The following is a 16,435-nucleotide window of genomic DNA, read 5'->3' on the forward strand; positions in this document are numbered from 1 at the left end:
GAATCAATGTCGACTGACACACCCTCTTCGCGAGCAGGCTCGCTCCCACTTTTGTTTTGTGTGTGGCAAATAATTCAATCTGCCAGGAGATGGCTTTTTCCCGTATCCAGAACAACGTCACATTCCCCCTGTGGGAGCGGGCTTGCTCGCGAATGCAGTGGGTCAGATGGCATCAATGTCGACTGACACACCCTCTTCGCGAGCAGGCTCGCTCTCACTTTTGTTTTGTGTGTGGCAAATAATTCAATCGGCCAGGAGATGGCTTTTTCCCGTATCCAGAACAACGTCACATTCCCCCCGGTGGGAGCGAGCCTGCTCGCGAAAGCGGTGGGTCAGAGGGCATCAATGTCGACTGACACACCCTCTTCGCGAGCAGGTTCGTTCTCACTTTTGTTTTGTGTGTGGCAAATAATTCAATCTGCCAGGAGATGGCTTTTTTCCGTATCCAGAACAACGTCACATTACCCCCGGTGGGAGCGAGCCTGCTCGCGAAAGCGGTGGGTCAGAGGGCATCAATGTCGACTGACACACCCTCTTCGCGAGCAGGCTCGCTCCCACTTTTGTTTTGTGTGTGGCAAATAATTCAATCGGCCTGGAGATGGCTTTTTTCCGTATCCAGAACAACGTCACATTACCCCCGGTGGGAGCGAGCCTGCTCGCGAAAGCGGTGGGTCAGAGGGCATCAATGTCGACTGACACACCCTCTTCGCGAGCAGGCTCGCTCCCACATTTTTTTGTGTGCAGCCCTGATAACCCTATCTGCCTATAAATCACTTGATGCGATCACCGCAGGTTATCGCCGGATACGCATAAGTGATTATCCGGCAGCCCTTCGCGCTGGCTACAGTCGCTCCATCGACTGAACGCCTGTTCAGGCGACCAACAACTACAAAAAGCCCGCCCTGTCACTTCCGCAGGGCACATACCGGCAGCAAAGGAACCTTCACATGACCCGTCCAGATTCCGCCCTGGCTCTGTCCAGTGCCATCGCCAAAAGCCGGCTGCGCCTGCTGCCGTTTCTGATCCTGATGTACATCCTCGCCTTTATCGACCGCTCCAACGTCGGCTTCGCCAAAGCGGCGCTGCAGGCCGATACCGGGCTGGGGGATGCGGCGTTCGCCTTCGGCGCGAGCATCTTTTTCATCGGTTACGCGTTCTTCGAAGTGCCGAGCAACTACATGCTCCATCGCCTCGGCGCCAAGGTCTGGCTGTGCCGGATCATGGTCACCTGGGGCCTGGTCTCGGCGGCGATGATGTTTGCCCACAACGCCGAAACCTTCTACGTCCTGCGCTTCATGCTCGGTGTGGCCGAAGCCGGTTTCTTCCCGGGCATCATTCTTTACCTCACCTACTGGTTCCCGGCGCAGAGTCGTGGTCAGGCGCTCGGGCTGTTCTATTTCGGCCTGCCGCTGGCGCTGGTACTGGGCAGCCCGTTGTCCGGCTGGTTGCTGGACTTCCATGGCGTATTCGGCCTGACCAACTGGCAGTGGCTGTTCGTCGTCGAAGGCTTGATGGCCTCGGTGGTGGGCATCGCCGCGTACTTCTATCTGGTCAACCGTCCGGCCCAAGCGACATGGTTGAGTGCCGAAGAAAAGCAGGCGCTGCAAACGGCGCTCGATGAAGAAGACGCGAAGAAAAAAGACTCCAGCCCCCACGGTTTTCTGAGTGCCTTGCGCAACCCGCGAGTGCTGCAATTCTGCCTGGCGTATTTCACCATTCAGATGAGTGTTTACGGCGTGGTGTTCTACCTGCCGACGCGCATTGCCGGGTTGCTCGACGGTCATGTCGGTTTGAACGTCGGCCTGATCACGGCGATCCCGTGGATCTGCGCGCTGATCGTCACCCGCATCGTCACTCGTTACGCCGACCGCACCGGCCAGCACCGCCGCCTCGCCGTGTGCATGTTGACCATGGCCGCCCTTGGCATCGCGGCGTCGGCCTTGGGTACCAGCATGGTGCCGGTGGTGCTCGCCTTCTGCTTCGCGGCCGCCGGATTCGTTTCGGTGCAGCCACTGTTCTGGACCATTCCCACCAGTTACCTCAGTGGTGCTGCCGCCGCTGGCGGGATCGCCCTGATCAACTCCATCGGCAACCTCGGCGGCTTCGTCGCGCCGAACCTGAAAACCGTGATGGAAACCTCGTTTGCCGACCCCCGTGCCGGGATGTTTGCCCTGGCTTTGGTCGGCCTCGTTGGCGCCGTCCTGTTGTCCCGACTTCGCACCACGCAAACCCCTGTTTCTCCCTCGCAGCTCACACCGGCTCAGGTTGGCTGATCACTACTTAAGCGTTAGCAAGGAACCGTATTCATGAAAATCAAAGCGATCCGTACCCGCGTCTTCGAATGGAAAGGCAAAGTCGTGCCACCACAGGCGCACTTTTGCACCAACGCCAGTGACATTCTCTTCGAGCGTGGCGATGCCATGGGCTCGTTCCGTTTCCACGGCTGGCTGGTGGTGGAAATCGAAACCGACACCGGTCTGGTCGGCATCGGCAACTGCGCCCTGGCACCGCGTGTGGCCAAGGAAATCATTGACACCTATCTGGCGCCGATTGCGATCGGCGAGGACCCGTTCGACAACGAGTACATCTGGCAGAAGATGTACCGACAGAGCCACGCCTGGGGCCGTAAAGGCATCGGCATGGCGGCGATCTCGGCCATCGACATCGCCATCTGGGACATCATGGGCAAAGCAGTGAACAAGCCGGTGTTCAAACTGCTCGGTGGGCGCACCAAGGAAAAGATCTGGACCTACGCCTCCAAGCTCTACGCCAATGACAACCTCGACCTGTTTCTTGAAGAGGCGCAGGGCTATCTGAACCAGGGTTTCACCGCGCTGAAAATGCGCTTCGGCTACGGCCCGAAGGACGGCCCGGCCGGCATGCGCAAAAACATCGAGCAAGTGCGCGCCCTGCGTGAACTGGCCGGCCCCGACGTCGACATCATGCTCGAGTGCTACATGGGCTGGACCCTCGAATACGCCCGCCGGATGCTACCGAAACTGGCCGAGTTCGAACCGCGCTGGCTGGAAGAACCGGTGATCGCCGACGACATCGAAGGCTACATCGAGCTGAAAAAAATGGGCATCATGCCGATCTCCGGCGGTGAGCATGAATTCACTTCTTACGGCTTCAAGGACTTGCTCGAACGTCGCGCCATCGACGTCATCCAGTACGACACCAACCGCGTCGGCGGCATCACCGCCGCGCGCAAGATCAACGCCATGGCCGAAGCGTGGTCGGTGCCGGTGATCCCCCACGCCGGGCAGATGCACAATTACCACCTGACCATGTCCACCACGGCCTCGCCGATGGCCGAGTTCTTTCCGGTGTTCGACGTCGAGGTCGGCAACGAACTCTTCTACTACGTGTTCAAGGGCGAGCCGCAACCGGTCAACGGCTATATCCAGCTCGACGACCACAAGCCGGGCCTGGGCCTGGAAATCTCCGATGAGTATTTGAGCGACTTCAACATCATCGAATGACCTGCCGGGCGTCGCCTGCGGGCGGCGCCATCCATGTATTTCCGGAGGGCCGCACATGCGCCTGATTCAATTTGAAAACACCGCTGGCCAGCGCCAGGTCGGGCTCGTCGAGGGGTCGCAGGTTCACGTCGTGCGCAACACCGTCAGCACCCGCGAACTGGCGCTGGCGGCGATTCGCGCCCGCCACGGTCTGCCAGAGCAAGTGGCCCTGCGTGGCACTGAGCTCGGCCCCGATTACGCCGAGCTGCTGCAACAGGGGCGGGTTCTGCCGCCGCTGGATCACGAAGATCCGGCCCACTGCCTGATCAGCGGCACCGGCCTGACCCACTTGGGCAGCGCCTCGGCCCGAGACAAAATGCACCAGCACGATGGCGCCGTCGAAGCGGGCATGACCGACACCATGCGCATCTTCAAGTGGGGCATCGAGGGCGGCAAACCGCCGGCCGGCGAAGTCGGTGCGCAGCCGGAATGGTTCTACAAGGGCGACGGCAACATCGTCGTGCGCCCCGGCGCGGATTTCCCGGTGCCGCCGTTTGCCGAAGACGCGGGCGAAGAACCAGAGCTGGCCGGCCTCTACGTGATCGGCGACGACGGTCTGCCGTATCGCCTCGGTTATGCGCTGGGCAACGAGTTTTCCGACCACATCATGGAGCGGCGTAATTACCTGTACCTGGCCCATTCCAAACTGCGCTTCTGTGCCTACGGCCCGGAGCTGCGGGTCGGCGCGTTGCCTACCGATCTGGCCGGCACCAGCCGCATCCTGCGTGACGGCGAAGTGCTGTGGGAGAAACCGTTCCTCAGTGGCGAAGACAATATGTGCCACAGCCTCGCCAACCTCGAATTCCACCACTTCAAATACGCGCAGTTCCTGCGTCCCGGCGATGTCCATGTGCATTACTTCGGCACCGCCACGCTGTCGTTTGCTGACGGCATAAAAACCCGTCCGGGTGACCGCTTCCAGATAAGCCTCGACGCGTTCGGCGCGCCGCTGGAAAACGGCATCGGCGAAAGCGCCCAGCCGCTGGCCATCGGTCAGGTACGTGCGCTGTAACGCCCAATTGTTTGAGGAATTGCCATGACATCGCTACTGGGTCACAACTACATCGGCGGCCGCCGCAGCGCCCAAGGCAACGTGCAGCTGCAAAGTCTCGATGCCACCACGGGTGAGGCGCTGCCGGGGCATTTCGTCCAGGCCACCGAAGCCGAGGTGGACGCTGCTGCCAAAGCCGCCGCTGCTGCCTATCCGGTTTACCGCAACCTCAGCGCGGAAAAACGCGCGTTGTTCCTTGATGCCATCGCCGATGAAATCGACGGCCTCGGCGATGAGTTCGTCGCTACCGTATGCCGTGAAACCGCATTGCCCGCTGCCCGTATCCAGGGCGAGCGCAGCCGCACCAGCGGCCAGTTGCGGCTGTTTGCCAAAGTCCTGCGCCGGGGCGATTTCTACGGTGCGCGGATTGATCGGGCGCTGCCTGAGCGTCAGCCGTTGCCACGTCCGGATCTGCGCCAATACCGCATTGCCCTCGGTCCGGTGGCGGTGTTCGGTGCGAGCAACTTTCCGCTGGCGTTTTCCACCGCGGGTGGCGATACCGCCTCGGCGCTGGCCGCTGGTTGCCCGGTGGTGTTCAAGGCCCACAGCGGCCACATGGCCACGGCCGAGTGGGTGGCGGACGCGATCATCCGTGCCGCCGAACGCTGCGAAATGCCTGCCGGTGTATTCAACATGGTCTACGGCGGCGGAGTCGGTGAATGGCTGGTCAAGCATCCGGCGATCCAGGCGGTAGGGTTCACCGGTTCGCTCAAGGGCGGCAATGCCCTGAGCCAGATGGCCGCGAGCCGCGCGCAACCGATCCCGGTGTTCGCCGAGATGTCGAGCATCAACCCGGTGTTCCTGCTGCCTGAAGCGTTGGACGTGCGCGGCGAGCAGATCGCCGCGCAGCTGGCCGGTTCGGTGACACTGGGTTGCGGGCAGTTCTGCACCAATCCCGGTCTGGTGATCGGTTTGCGCTCACCGCAATTCAGCACGTTTGTTCGGCGCTTCTGCGCCAATATGAGCGGCCAACCGGCACAGACCATGCTCAATGCCGGCGCCTTGGCCAGTTACAGCAAAGGCCTTGGCGAGTTGCACGAGCATCCGGGATTGACACACCTGGCCGGTCATCCGCAGCAAGGCAATCAGGCCCAGCCGCAGGTGTTTCAGGCCCACGTCAGCCTGTTGCTCAACGGCGATGCGCTACTGCAGGAAGAAGTCTTCGGCCCGACTACCATCATCATTGAAGTGGAGGATCAGGTGCAGTTGGCGCAAGCGCTGCAAGGTTTGCGCGGGCAACTGACGGCGACGTTGATCGGTGAGGCGGGGGAGTTGCTGGAGTACCGCTGGCTGGCCGAGCTGTTGCAGGAAAAGGTCGGGCGGATTCTGTTCAACGGTTATCCGACCGGGGTCGAAGTGTGTGAGGCCATGGTGCATGGCGGGCCGTATCCGGCGACCTCGGATGCGCGCGGGACGTCGGTGGGGACGCTGGCGATCGATCGGTTCTTGCGGCCGGTGTGCTTCCAGAATTACCCGGATGCGTTGTTGCCCGAGGCGTTGCAGGATGCCAATCCGCTGGGGATTCGGCGGTTGGTGGATGGCGAGGTGAGTGAACTGGCGCTGTAGATTTTCAGTGCCTGTGCGGGCCTCTTCGCGGGCAAGCCCGCTCCCACAGGGATCTATGTTGCTGCACAGATCCAGTGTGGGAGCGGGCTTGCCCGCGAAGACGGTTTCAGCAGCCCCGACAAACTAGCGGGCCGCTACCTCGGTAGCCTTCACCACCGCCGGCTTCAACACCAGCCACAACGCAATGGCAATCAACACCCCGCCATACAGATGCGCCATCGACAGCGGTTCATCCAGCAACGATGCCCCCCACAACACGCCGAACGCCGGGATCATGAAGGTCACGGTCATCGACTTCACCGGTCCGATGGAGCTGAGCAGGCGGAAGTAGATGATGTAGGCAAACGCCGTGCAGCCCAGACCCAGGCCCAGCAGCGACAGCCAGACATTCCAGCCGCCCCAGCTGGCCGGTGGCGCGGTGATCACGCTGTAGCCGAACAGCGGCAACAGAAACAGCGTTGCGCCGAGCATGCTGCCCACCGCCGACAAGCGGCTGTCCAGCCCGCCGGCCTGATCCAGCCAGCGTCGCGCGAGGAATCCTGCGAAGCCGTAACAAGTGGTCGCTAGCAGACAGGCGAGGGCGCCCATCAGCAGTTGCAGATCGAATGCCACTGGGCCTGCGCGGGTGAGCACGCCGACACCGAACAGTCCGAGGAACACGCCGCTGAGCTTGGCAGCGGTGAGTTTTTCACTGAAGAACAACCCGCCAATCAACACACCCATCAACGGCGTGGTGGCGTTGAAGATCGCCGAGTAACCCGCCGGCAGCACCTGCGCCGCCACCGAATACAGCGTCGCCGGAATCCCCGAGTTGATCACACCCAGCAACATCACGGTTTTCAGCTTGCCTTTGAAATCCCAGCTGATACGCATCAGCCCGAGGATCACCAGCAGCCCGACGGCCGCAATCGACACGCGAAAAAATGCTGTCGGAATCGTACCGATCACCGGCGCAATAATGCGCATGAACAGGAAGCTTGCGCCCCAGATGGCTGCCAGCGACAGCATGCGGAAAATATCGACAGGGCTCACGACAGCACTCCTTCCTTGATCGGGACGAGAGTGTTGCCGAGCGCCCTGACGATGGCAACCGCTAATCAGGCATTTAATTTTGGTCTGACCGGTCCATTGTTTACGCCGGCAACGAATAATCCCTGCCGTGTGCAACTACGACGAGGTTTTGGCCGAAATTGCACTTCTCCTCTGGCCGGTTCCGTGGCTAAGCTCAAGCATTCCACATGCACGCAGAGGTTTGATCTATGCCGCAGCCATGGCCCGCCACCGATATCGCCCGCATGATCCTCGATGGCTTCGACGATTACCGCGAGCATTTCCGCCGGATCACCGACGGCGCGCGGGAGCGCTTCGAGCAGGCGCGCTGGCAGGAGATCCAGACGGCGTCGGCGGCGCGGATCAATCTCTACGAAGAAAAGGTCGGCGAAACCATCGCTCGGCTGCGTGAACATTTCGACGAAGAAGCACTGATGAACGTCAGTTGCTGGCCGCTGGTGAAAAGCGCCTACATCAGCGTCATCGACCTGCGCTTCGACGATGAGCTGTCCGAGACCTGGTACAACTCGATTTTCTGCGGGTTGTTCAGCCATGACCTGATCAGCGACGGCTGCATGTTCATCCACACCACCCGGCCCAGCCTGCGCCGTGCCCGCGCCGCGCAAACCCGCACGTACAAACCGCAGGGCCAGTTGTCGGGGATGCTGGCGAGCATTTTTGCCGACTACCGCTTCAGTGAGGATTACGCCGACCTGCCGGGCGACCTGCGCCGCCTCGAAGCGCAACTGCGCGAGAACCTGCCGGACTGGGTATGCAAAGACCCGGAGCTGAGCGTCGAGCTGTTTTCCTCGGTGCTGTACCGCAACAAAGGCGCGTATCTGGTCGGGCGCATCTACACTCGCGACGAGCAGTGGCCGCTGGTGATTCCGCTGCTGCACCGCGAAGGTCGCGGGATTCAGATCGATGCGCTGATCACCGACGAAGCCGACGTGTCAATCATCTTCTCCTTCACCCGCTCGTATTTCATGGTCGACGTGCCGGTGCCGGCGGAATTCATCGGCTTCTTGCGGCGGATCCTGCCGGGCAAGCACATTGCCGAACTGTACACCTCGATCGGCTTCTACAAGCACGGCAAGTCCGAGTTCTACCGGGCGCTGATCAATCACCTGGCCAGCACCGATGACCAATTCATCATGGCCCCGGGCGTGCGCGGCATGGTCATGAGCGTATTCACGCTGCCGGGTTTCAACACCGTATTCAAAATCATCAAGGACCGCTTCTCGCCGTCGAAAAACGTCGACCGCGCCACGGTGATCGAGAAGTACCGTTTGGTGAAAAGTGTCGACCGGGTCGGGCGCATGGCCGACACCCAGGAGTTCGCCGATTTCCGCTTTCCCCTGAGCAAGTTCGACCCTGCGTGCCTGGAAGAACTGCTGGACGTTGCGCCGTCGACGGTGTCGGTGGAAGACGACACCGTGCTGATCCGCCACTGCTGGACCGAGCGACGCATGACACCGCTCAACCTCTACCTGGAAAACGCCAACGATGCGCAGGTGCGTGAGGCGCTGGAGGATTACGGGCTGGCGATCAAGCAGCTGGCGGCGGCGAACATCTTTCCCGGTGACATGCTGCTGAAGAACTTCGGCGTCACCCGGCACGGGCGCGTGGTGTTTTATGACTATGACGAGATCTGTTTTCTGACCGAGGCCAACTTCCGCCACATCCCGCAGCCGCGCACGCCGGAGGATGAAATGGCCTCCGAGCCGTGGTACTCGATCGGGCCGCTGGATGTATTCCCCGAGGAGTTTCCGCCGTTTCTGTTTGCCGATTCGGGGCAACGCAAGTTGTTCGATCAGTTGCATGGCGAGTTGTACAACGCCGATTACTGGAAGAGCCTGCAGGAGGCGATTCGGGCGGGGAAGGTGATTGATGTGTTTCCGTATCGGCGTAAGGGCCTCGATAATGAATGAAGGCGCGGCCTTTGTGTTGAGGATGAATGGCATTTGTTTAGGCGGTCTGTGACAATGCCAGTCTAATCAAACGACAGCTTGGATGGTCGAGGCACCCATGAAAATCGAATCAATTCGGCTAAAAAACTTTAAAGTTTTCCGCGATGTGCACTTAAAAGATATTCCCCCCTTCTTAATTGTGGTAGGAGCGAACGGTGCAGGGAAAACTTCACTTTTTGATGTTTTTGGTTTTTTGCATGATTGCTTGAAGGGAAATGTTAGGCAGGCACTAGATAGCCGTGGACGCTTTCGAGAGGTGCTTAGTAGGGATAGTGATGGAGATACCATTCTTATAGAGATTCAATATCGAATGCCCATCGCTGGAGTTAATCGACTGGTCACCTATTCTCTTGAAATTGGTGATAAAAATAATATTCCATATGTTAAGCGTGAAATCCTCCGATATAAACGTGGACGTTATGGTAGTCCATACCGGTTTCTCGACTTTGAAAATGGTCAAGGCTTTGCCATTACCAACGAAGAAGATTTTCAACGTTCTGATGAGGAGTTGGATCGTGAGTATCAATCGGTTGCCTCTGATACGTTAGCTATTAAAGGGTTAGGTCAGTTTGAAAAATTCAAGGCTGCTAATGCTTTTAGGCAGTTAATTGAACAGTGGCATGTTTCCGATTTTCATATCAGTTCTGCAAGGGGGCGAAAGGAGCCTTCCGGTGATTCCGAACATTTGTCTGAATCTGGCGATAATCTACCGCTGGTTGCTCGTTATATGTATGAGCAGCATCCGGAACAGTTTCAAAAAATATTGGAGACTATGTCTAGAAGGGTGCCAGGGGTAAAAACGATTGAGCCACTTTTAACGGCTGATGGTTATTTGACGCTCAGATTTCAAGATGGCGCCTTCAAAACGCCATTTTTAGATCGTTATGTGTCTGATGGGACAATTAAAATGTTTGCTTATATGGTGCTGCTACATGACCCTGTACCACACCCTCTATTGTGTGTTGAAGAGCCAGAGAATCAGCTCTATCCAACATTGATGCAAGAGCTTGCAGAAGAGTTTCGAGGCTATGCATTACGAGGCGGTCAGGTTCTCGTATCCACTCATTCACCTGACTTCCTAAATGCTGCGGAATTGGATGAGGTTTGCTGGTTGGTAAAGAAAGAAGGTGGAACTGAAGTTCGACGTGCAAAGGATGATCCGCAAATTTGTGCCTATATGGCTGATGGTGATCAATTAGGTTACCTGTGGAAACAAGGCTTTTTTGATGGGGCCGATCCACAATGAGAAAAGAGCTGGTTTTTTTACTGGAAGAACGCTCTGCGAAAGTCATGCTTGAAAGTTTGTTACCAAGAATGCTTGATGAGCGAATTGATTTTAGATTGATTGCCTTTGAAGGTAAGCAGGATCTCGAAAAGCGGATGGTTATGCGTATGAAAGGATACGTGAATACGGAGGCTCGTTTCGTCGTAATGCGGGATCAGGATAGTGATCCAAATTGCATAGCTCTAAAGTCGAGGTTGGTCGCGAAGTGTCATGATTCTGGGAGGGGCACGGTTAGCTTGGTCCGTATTGCATGCAGGGAGTTGGAAACCTTTTATCTTGCGGATCTTAAGGCTGTAGAGAAAGCTCTCGCTATAAAAGGTATAAGCGAAAAGCAGAATGTCGCAAAATTTCGCAATCCTGACTACTTGGTGTCGCCGAGTCATGAGTTGAAAGTTGTAAGTAAGCAGAAGTATGAAAAAATTAGTGGGTCTCGTGATATTGGGCTTTATTTAGATATTGATAATGTCCGTTCTGATAGTTTTCGTAATTTGGTTGAGGGTATAAAATTTTTGGAGCGCGAGCTTCTTGCTCTATAAGCGGGTTCCTATGCGATGATTTTGATTGTTGTGTGGTAAATTTTCTGCAATGCACCTTTTATAAGAATTTTGTACACCCGATGACCAACGAATCGCCCTCCATCGACAAACTGCTGAAAAACCTCGATCACGCCATGCTCGCCGACCGTCACCGGCTGCGGCGGCAGTTGCTTGAGCTGCGCAAGAAACCCGATGAGGCCAAACTGGCCCAGTGGGTGGTGCGCATGCAGGCGTCCTGCGATCAAGTGCTGGCGCGCAAGGCCAGCCTGCCGGTGATCCGTTACGACGACAGCCTGCCGATCGCCGCCAAGCGCGACGAAATCAAAAAAGCGCTGGAACAGCATCAGGTGCTGATCATCGCTGGCGAAACCGGCTCGGGTAAAACCACGCAGTTGCCGAAAATCTGTCTGGAAATCGGTCGCGGCCAGCACGGTTTGATCGGCCACACCCAGCCACGGCGGATCGCGGCGCGCAGTGTTGCCAGCCGGGTTGCCGAAGAACTCGCCACGCCCCTAGGTTCACTGGTCGGTTATCAGGTGCGTTTCGAAGACCAGAGTGATTCCAACACCCTGATCAAACTGATGACCGACGGCATCCTGCTGGCGGAAACCCAGAACGACCGCTATCTGGAACGCTACGACACGATCATCGTCGACGAGGCTCACGAACGCAGCCTCAACATCGATTTCCTGCTCGGTTACTTGAAAACCCTGCTGCCGCGTCGTCCGGATCTGAAAGTCATCATCACGTCGGCGACCATCGATCTGGAGCGTTTCTCCAAGCATTTCGACGACGCGCCGATTGTTGAAGTCTCGGGCCGCACCTTTCCGGTGGACACCTGGTATCGCCCGCTGACGCTGGAACAGGACGAAGAAGGCAACCGCGTCGAAGATGACCTGACCGTGGATCAGGCGATTCTCGCCACCCTCGACGAAATCGCCGCTTACGAGCGCAGCGAACGTCGCAGCCCCGGCGATGTGCTGGTGTTCCTGCCCGGTGAGCGCGAGATTCGCGACGCCGCCGATATGCTGCGCAAAGCCCAGATCAAGCACACCGAGATTCTGCCGCTGTACGCGCGCCTGTCACCGGCCGAACAGCAGCGGATTTTCCAGTCGCACCCGGGCCGTCGTGTGGTGCTGGCGACCAACGTTGCTGAAACCTCGTTGACCGTGCCGGGCATCCGTTACGTGATCGACAGCGGCACCGCGCGCATCAGCCGCTACAGCTACCGCGCCAAGGTGCAGCGCTTGCCCATCGAAGCGATTTCCCAGGCCAGTGCCAACCAGCGTAAAGGTCGCTGCGGCCGGGTCGAGCCGGGCATCTGCATACGTTTGTACAGCGAAGAAGATTTCCTCGGTCGCCCGGAATTTACTGACCCGGAGATTCTGCGCACCAACCTCGCCGCCGTGATCTTGCAGATGCTCCATCTGCGCCTCGGCGAGATCACCGCGTTCCCGTTCATCGAGCCGCCCGACGGCAAGGCGATCAGCGATGGTTTCAACCTGCTGCAAGAACTCTCGGCGGTGGATCGCAACAGCCAGTTGACCCCGCTGGGTCGCCAGTTGGCGCGCCTGCCGGTCGACCCGCGCATGGGCCGCATGCTGCTTGAAGCGGCGAAGCTCGGTAGCTTGCAGGAAGTGCTGATCGTCGCCAGTGCCATGTCGATTCAGGACCCGCGCGAGCGTCCGCCGGAACGCCAGCAAGCGGCCGATCAGGCCCACGCACAATGGAAGGATGTCGATTCCGACTTCGCCGGGCTGGTCAATCTGTGGCGCGGTTTTGAAGAGCAGCGCCAAGCGTTGACCGCCAGCCCGTTGCGCAACTGGTGCCGCAAGAACTTCCTCAATTACCTGCGCCTGCGCGAATGGCGCGACTCGCATCGGCAGTTGAGTCTGATTTGCCGCGACATGCAGTTGAGCCTCAATAAAGAGCCGGCGGATTACCCGAAACTGCACAAAGCCGTGCTGGTCGGTCTGCTCAGCCAGATCGGCCAGAAAACCGAGGATGGCGACTACCTCGGCGCCCGTCAGCGACGCTTCTGGATTCATCCGTCATCGGGCATTGGCAAGAAGCGCCCGCAATGGCTGATGACCGCCGAGCTGGTGGAAACCACCAAGCTCTACGCGCGCATGGTCGCCAAGATCGACGCCGACTGGATCGAGCCGCTGGCCGGGCACTTGATCAAGAAAAACCACTTCGAACCGCACTGGGAGAAGAAGCGCGGCCAGGTCGTGGCATTTGAACAGATCACTCTGTTCGGGCTGATCGTGGTCGGCCGTCGCCCGGTGCATTACGGCCCGGTGGATCCGGTGGTCTCGCGTGAGTTGTTTATCCGCGAAGGTCTGGTGCGTGGCGAGATTCAGTCCCGAGCCAAGTGCCTGACGGCCAACAAGCAGTTGCTGGAACAGCTCGACGAACTCGAAGCCAAGGCCCGTCGTCGCGACATTCTGGCCGACGAAGAAACCTTGTACGCCTACTACGATGCGCGGCTGCCGGCGGAGATTCACCAGACTGCGACCTTCGACAGCTGGTATCGCGTCACCAGCCAAAAAGATCCGCAGCTGTTGATCATGCGCGAAGAAGACGTGCTGGCCCGCGAGGCCAGTGAAGTCACCGCACGCGATTACCCGGACACGCTGCACATCGGCGATCTGGAACTGGCGCTGACTTACCACTTCGAACCCAATCACCCGCGCGACGGCGTGACCTTGCGCGTGCCGGCGCCGCTGTTGCCGATGTTGCCGCCGGAGCGTCTGGAGTGGCTGGTGCCGGGGCTGATCGAAGCCAAGTGCATCGCCCTTGTGCGTAACCTGCCCAAAGCGCTGCGCAAGAATTTCGTGCCGGTGCCGGACTTCATCAAGGCTGCGTTGCAACGGATGACCTTCGCCGAGGGCTCGCTACCGCAGGCGCTGGGCCGTGAACTGTTGCGCATGACTGGCGCACGGGTCAGCGATGAAGCGTGGGCGGAGGCTGCGCAGCAAGTCGAAGGGCATCTGCGCATGAACCTGGAAATCGTCGACGGCCAGGGCAAGTTCCTCGGCGAAGGGCGTGATCTGGCCGAGCTGACTGCACGCTTCGCTGAAGCCAGTCAGGCGGCGTTGGCGGTGCCGCAGAGTGCGAAAAGTCAGCAACCGGTGGAAGCCAAGGTTTTCGCACCGGTAGCGGAAAAGACTCAGCAGAAGATTGCCGGGCTGTCGATGACGGTGTACCCGGCGCTGGTGGAAGAGGGCGGCACGGTCAAGGAAGGGCGTTTCTCGACCCCGGCCGAAGCCGAGTTCCAGCACCGTCGCGCCTTGCAGCGGCTGTTGATGCAGCAATTGGCCGAGCCGGCCAAGTTCCTGCGTGGCAAGTTGCCGGGGCAGACTGAGCTGGGCTTGCTGTATCGCGAGCTGGGTCGGGCCGATGCGCTGGTCGAAGACATTCTGCTGGCCAGTCTCGATAGCTGCATTCTGGAAGGCGAAGACCCGTTGCCGCGTGATGGCGCCGGGTTGGCAGCCTTGGCCGAACGCAAACGTGGCAGTTGGACTGAACACGCCGAGCGCGTGGCGCGGTTGACACTGGATATCCTGAAAATCTGGCACGGTCTGCAAAAACGCTTCAAGGGCAAGATCGATCTGGCGCAAGCCGTGGCGCTCAACGACATCAAGCAGCAGATCAACAATCTGGTCTATCCGGGATTCGTCCGGGAAACGCCGATGCAGTGGCTCAAGGAGTTGCCGCGTTATCTGAAAGCGGTCGAACAGCGCTTCGAAAAGCTGGGCGCGCAGGTGCAGAAGGATCGGGTCTGGAGCGGCGAACTCGCCGGCCTGTGGGCGCAATACCAGACCCGCGCCGCCAAGCACGCGCAGGAAGGCAAGCGCGATCCGCAGCTTGAGTTGTATCGCTGGTGGCTGGAGGAATACCGGGTTTCACTGTTCGCCCAGCAGTTGGGGACGAAAGTGCCGATCTCCGACAAACGCCTGAATAAACAGTGGACCCAGGTCGAGCCCTGATCTTGCTCCCCTACGCAATCCCCCTGTGGGAGCGAGCCTGCTCGCGAAAGCAGAGTGTCAGTCAACGCAATAGCGACTGATACGACGCAATCGCGAGCAGGCTCGCTCCCACATCGGGATTTGGGTTGTGCTTGAGGAAGGCGCCAAAAGTCCGGGTTTATGGCAAACTTCGCGACCATAAACGCCAGTTTCGCGACCCAGAGCCTTCGGCGCGGTCGCGGATCGGAATAAAGCGATGCCAGGTTTGCGTCCCCCGGATGGGAATAGACCCTTTGTGTGTTGGCACGACGGTTCCAGCACTTTCTGCCTGAACAGATTAGAGAAACGACCATGCATAACGTCGTCATCAGCGGCACCGGCCTGTACACCCCGGCCAACAGCATCTCCAACGAAGAGCTGGTGCAGTCTTTCAATACCTACGTCGCCCAGTTCAACGCCGACAATGCCGACGCCATCGCCAGCGGCGAAGTCCAGGCCCTGACCGAATCCAGCGCCGCGTTCATCGAAAAAGCTTCGGGCATCAAAAGCCGCTTTGTCATGGACAAGGACGGCATCCTCGACCCGCAACGCATGGCCCCACGTCTGCCGGAGCGCTCCAACGACGAATGGTCGGTACTTTGCCAAATGGCCATCGGCGCTGCCGAGCAAGCCTTGCAGCGTGCCGGCAAGACCGCCGCGGACATCGACGGCGTCATCGTCGCCTGTTCCAACCTGCAACGCGCCTACCCGGCCATCGCCATTGAAGTCCAGGAAGCGCTGGGCATTCAGGGTTTCGGTTTCGACATGAACGTGGCCTGCTCCTCGGCGACTTTCGGCATCCAGGCCGCGGCCAACAGCGTGCAACTGGGCCAGGCCCGGGCGATCCTGATGGTCAACCCGGAAGTCTGCACCGGTCACCTGAACTTCCGTGACCGCGACAGCCACTTCATCTTCGGCGACGCCGCCACTGCGGTGATCATCGAGCGCGCTGATCTGGCCACCTCCAAGCATCAATTCGACGTGGTCAGCACCAAACTGCTGACCAAGTTCTCCAACAATATCCGCAACAACTTCGGCTTCCTCAACCGCGCAGCGGAAGAGGGCATCGGCACCCGCGACAAGCTGTTCGTGCAGGAAGGCCGCAAGGTGTTCAAGGATGTTTGCCCGATGGTTGCCGAACTGATCGGTGAGCATCTGCAAGAGAACCAGCTCAACGTCGGCGATGTGAAGCGTTTCTGGCTGCACCAGGCCAACCTGAGCATGAACCACCTGATCGTGCGCAAGCTGCTGGGCCGCGAGGCCACTGAAGAAGAGGCACCGGTGATCCTCGACACCTACGCCAACACCAGCTCTGCCGGTTCGGTGATTGCCTTTCACAAGCATCAGGACGATCTGGCTGCCGGTTCGTTGGCCGTGCTGAGTTCGTTTGGTGCCGGTTATTCGATCGGTAGCGTGATTCTGCGTAAACGTTGATTGCGCCCAAAA

The 16,435-nt window shown here is 59.0% G+C and carries 10 protein-coding genes; 9 read left to right on the forward strand and 1 reads right to left on the reverse strand.

Annotated elements, in window-relative coordinates; translation table 11 throughout:
- Positions 1 to 947 precede the first annotated feature (947 nt).
- From CKW18_RS04995 to CKW18_RS05010, 4 genes are read left to right on the forward strand one after another with little or no spacing between them, the layout of a single operon-like run.
- Entirely contained in the window at positions 948 to 2,273 is a 1,326-nt protein-coding gene (locus CKW18_RS04995) for an MFS transporter (RefSeq protein ID WP_095187754.1), read from the forward strand.
- 33 nt (positions 2,274 to 2,306) lie between these two features.
- Positions 2,307 to 3,482 carry an L-rhamnonate dehydratase gene (locus CKW18_RS05000; protein ID WP_095187755.1) on the forward strand — a complete coding sequence of 392 codons (1,176 nt, stop codon included), beginning with the start codon at positions 2,307 to 2,309 and terminating at the stop codon, positions 3,480 to 3,482.
- 55 nt (positions 3,483 to 3,537) lie between these two features.
- Entirely contained in the window at positions 3,538 to 4,533 is a 996-nt protein-coding gene (araD1, locus tag CKW18_RS05005; RefSeq protein WP_095187756.1) for an AraD1 family protein, read from the forward strand.
- 24 nt (positions 4,534 to 4,557) lie between these two features.
- A complete protein-coding gene (locus CKW18_RS05010) occupies positions 4,558 to 6,138 on the forward strand; it encodes an aldehyde dehydrogenase (NADP(+)) (RefSeq protein ID WP_095187757.1) in 1,581 nt (526 codons plus the stop codon).
- A 123-nt stretch (positions 6,139 to 6,261) separates the two neighbouring features.
- Here CKW18_RS05010 and CKW18_RS05015 read toward each other — a convergent pair whose 3' ends face one another.
- A complete protein-coding gene (locus CKW18_RS05015) occupies positions 6,262 to 7,170 on the reverse strand; it encodes a DMT family transporter (RefSeq protein ID WP_095187758.1) in 909 nt (302 codons plus the stop codon).
- 227 nt (positions 7,171 to 7,397) lie between these two features.
- Between CKW18_RS05015 and aceK the strand changes: the two genes are divergently transcribed.
- From aceK to CKW18_RS05040, 5 genes are all read left to right on the forward strand, one after another.
- Complete coding sequence (gene aceK, locus CKW18_RS05020; RefSeq protein ID WP_095187759.1) at positions 7,398 to 9,119, forward strand: bifunctional isocitrate dehydrogenase kinase/phosphatase; 1,722 nt, start codon at positions 7,398 to 7,400, stop codon at positions 9,117 to 9,119.
- A gap of 97 nt (positions 9,120 to 9,216) precedes the next feature.
- Entirely contained in the window at positions 9,217 to 10,404 is a 1,188-nt protein-coding gene (locus CKW18_RS05025) for an AAA family ATPase (protein WP_095187841.1), read from the forward strand.
- Positions 10,401 to 10,979, forward strand: coding sequence for a DUF4276 family protein (locus tag CKW18_RS05030; protein ID WP_095187760.1), 579 nt, complete (start codon positions 10,401 to 10,403; stop codon positions 10,977 to 10,979). The genes CKW18_RS05025 and CKW18_RS05030 overlap by 4 nt, the downstream gene beginning before the upstream one ends.
- 80 nt (positions 10,980 to 11,059) lie before the next feature.
- Positions 11,060 to 14,971, forward strand: coding sequence for an ATP-dependent RNA helicase HrpA (gene hrpA / locus CKW18_RS05035; protein WP_095187761.1), 3,912 nt, complete (start codon positions 11,060 to 11,062; stop codon positions 14,969 to 14,971).
- Between the two features lie 330 nt (positions 14,972 to 15,301).
- Entirely contained in the window at positions 15,302 to 16,423 is a 1,122-nt protein-coding gene (locus tag CKW18_RS05040; protein ID WP_095187762.1) for a beta-ketoacyl-ACP synthase III, read from the forward strand.
- The last annotated feature ends 12 nt before the right edge of the window (positions 16,424 to 16,435 follow it).

The sequence above is a fragment of the Pseudomonas sp. Irchel 3E19 genome (assembly GCF_900187585.1).
Taxonomy (GTDB): domain Bacteria; phylum Pseudomonadota; class Gammaproteobacteria; order Pseudomonadales; family Pseudomonadaceae; genus Aquipseudomonas; species Aquipseudomonas baetica.

What these genes read in the sequence shown, in the direction of transcription:
- CKW18_RS05000 (WP_095187755.1), top strand. Translation starts at nt 2,307, where the DNA reads ATGAAAATCAAAGCGATCCGTACCCGCGTCTTCGAATGGAAAGGCAAA.
- CKW18_RS04995 (WP_095187754.1), top strand. Translation starts at nt 948, where the DNA reads ATGACCCGTCCAGATTCCGCCCTGGCTCTGTCCAGTGCCATCGCCAAA.
- aceK (WP_095187759.1), top strand. Translation starts at nt 7,398, where the DNA reads ATGCCGCAGCCATGGCCCGCCACCGATATCGCCCGCATGATCCTCGAT.
- CKW18_RS05010 (WP_095187757.1), top strand. Translation starts at nt 4,558, where the DNA reads ATGACATCGCTACTGGGTCACAACTACATCGGCGGCCGCCGCAGCGCC.
- CKW18_RS05030 (WP_095187760.1), top strand. Translation starts at nt 10,401, where the DNA reads ATGAGAAAAGAGCTGGTTTTTTTACTGGAAGAACGCTCTGCGAAAGTC.
- hrpA (WP_095187761.1), top strand. Translation starts at nt 11,060, where the DNA reads ATGACCAACGAATCGCCCTCCATCGACAAACTGCTGAAAAACCTCGAT.
- araD1 (WP_095187756.1), top strand. Translation starts at nt 3,538, where the DNA reads ATGCGCCTGATTCAATTTGAAAACACCGCTGGCCAGCGCCAGGTCGGG.
- CKW18_RS05040 (WP_095187762.1), top strand. Translation starts at nt 15,302, where the DNA reads ATGCATAACGTCGTCATCAGCGGCACCGGCCTGTACACCCCGGCCAAC.
- CKW18_RS05025 (WP_095187841.1), top strand. Translation starts at nt 9,217, where the DNA reads ATGAAAATCGAATCAATTCGGCTAAAAAACTTTAAAGTTTTCCGCGAT.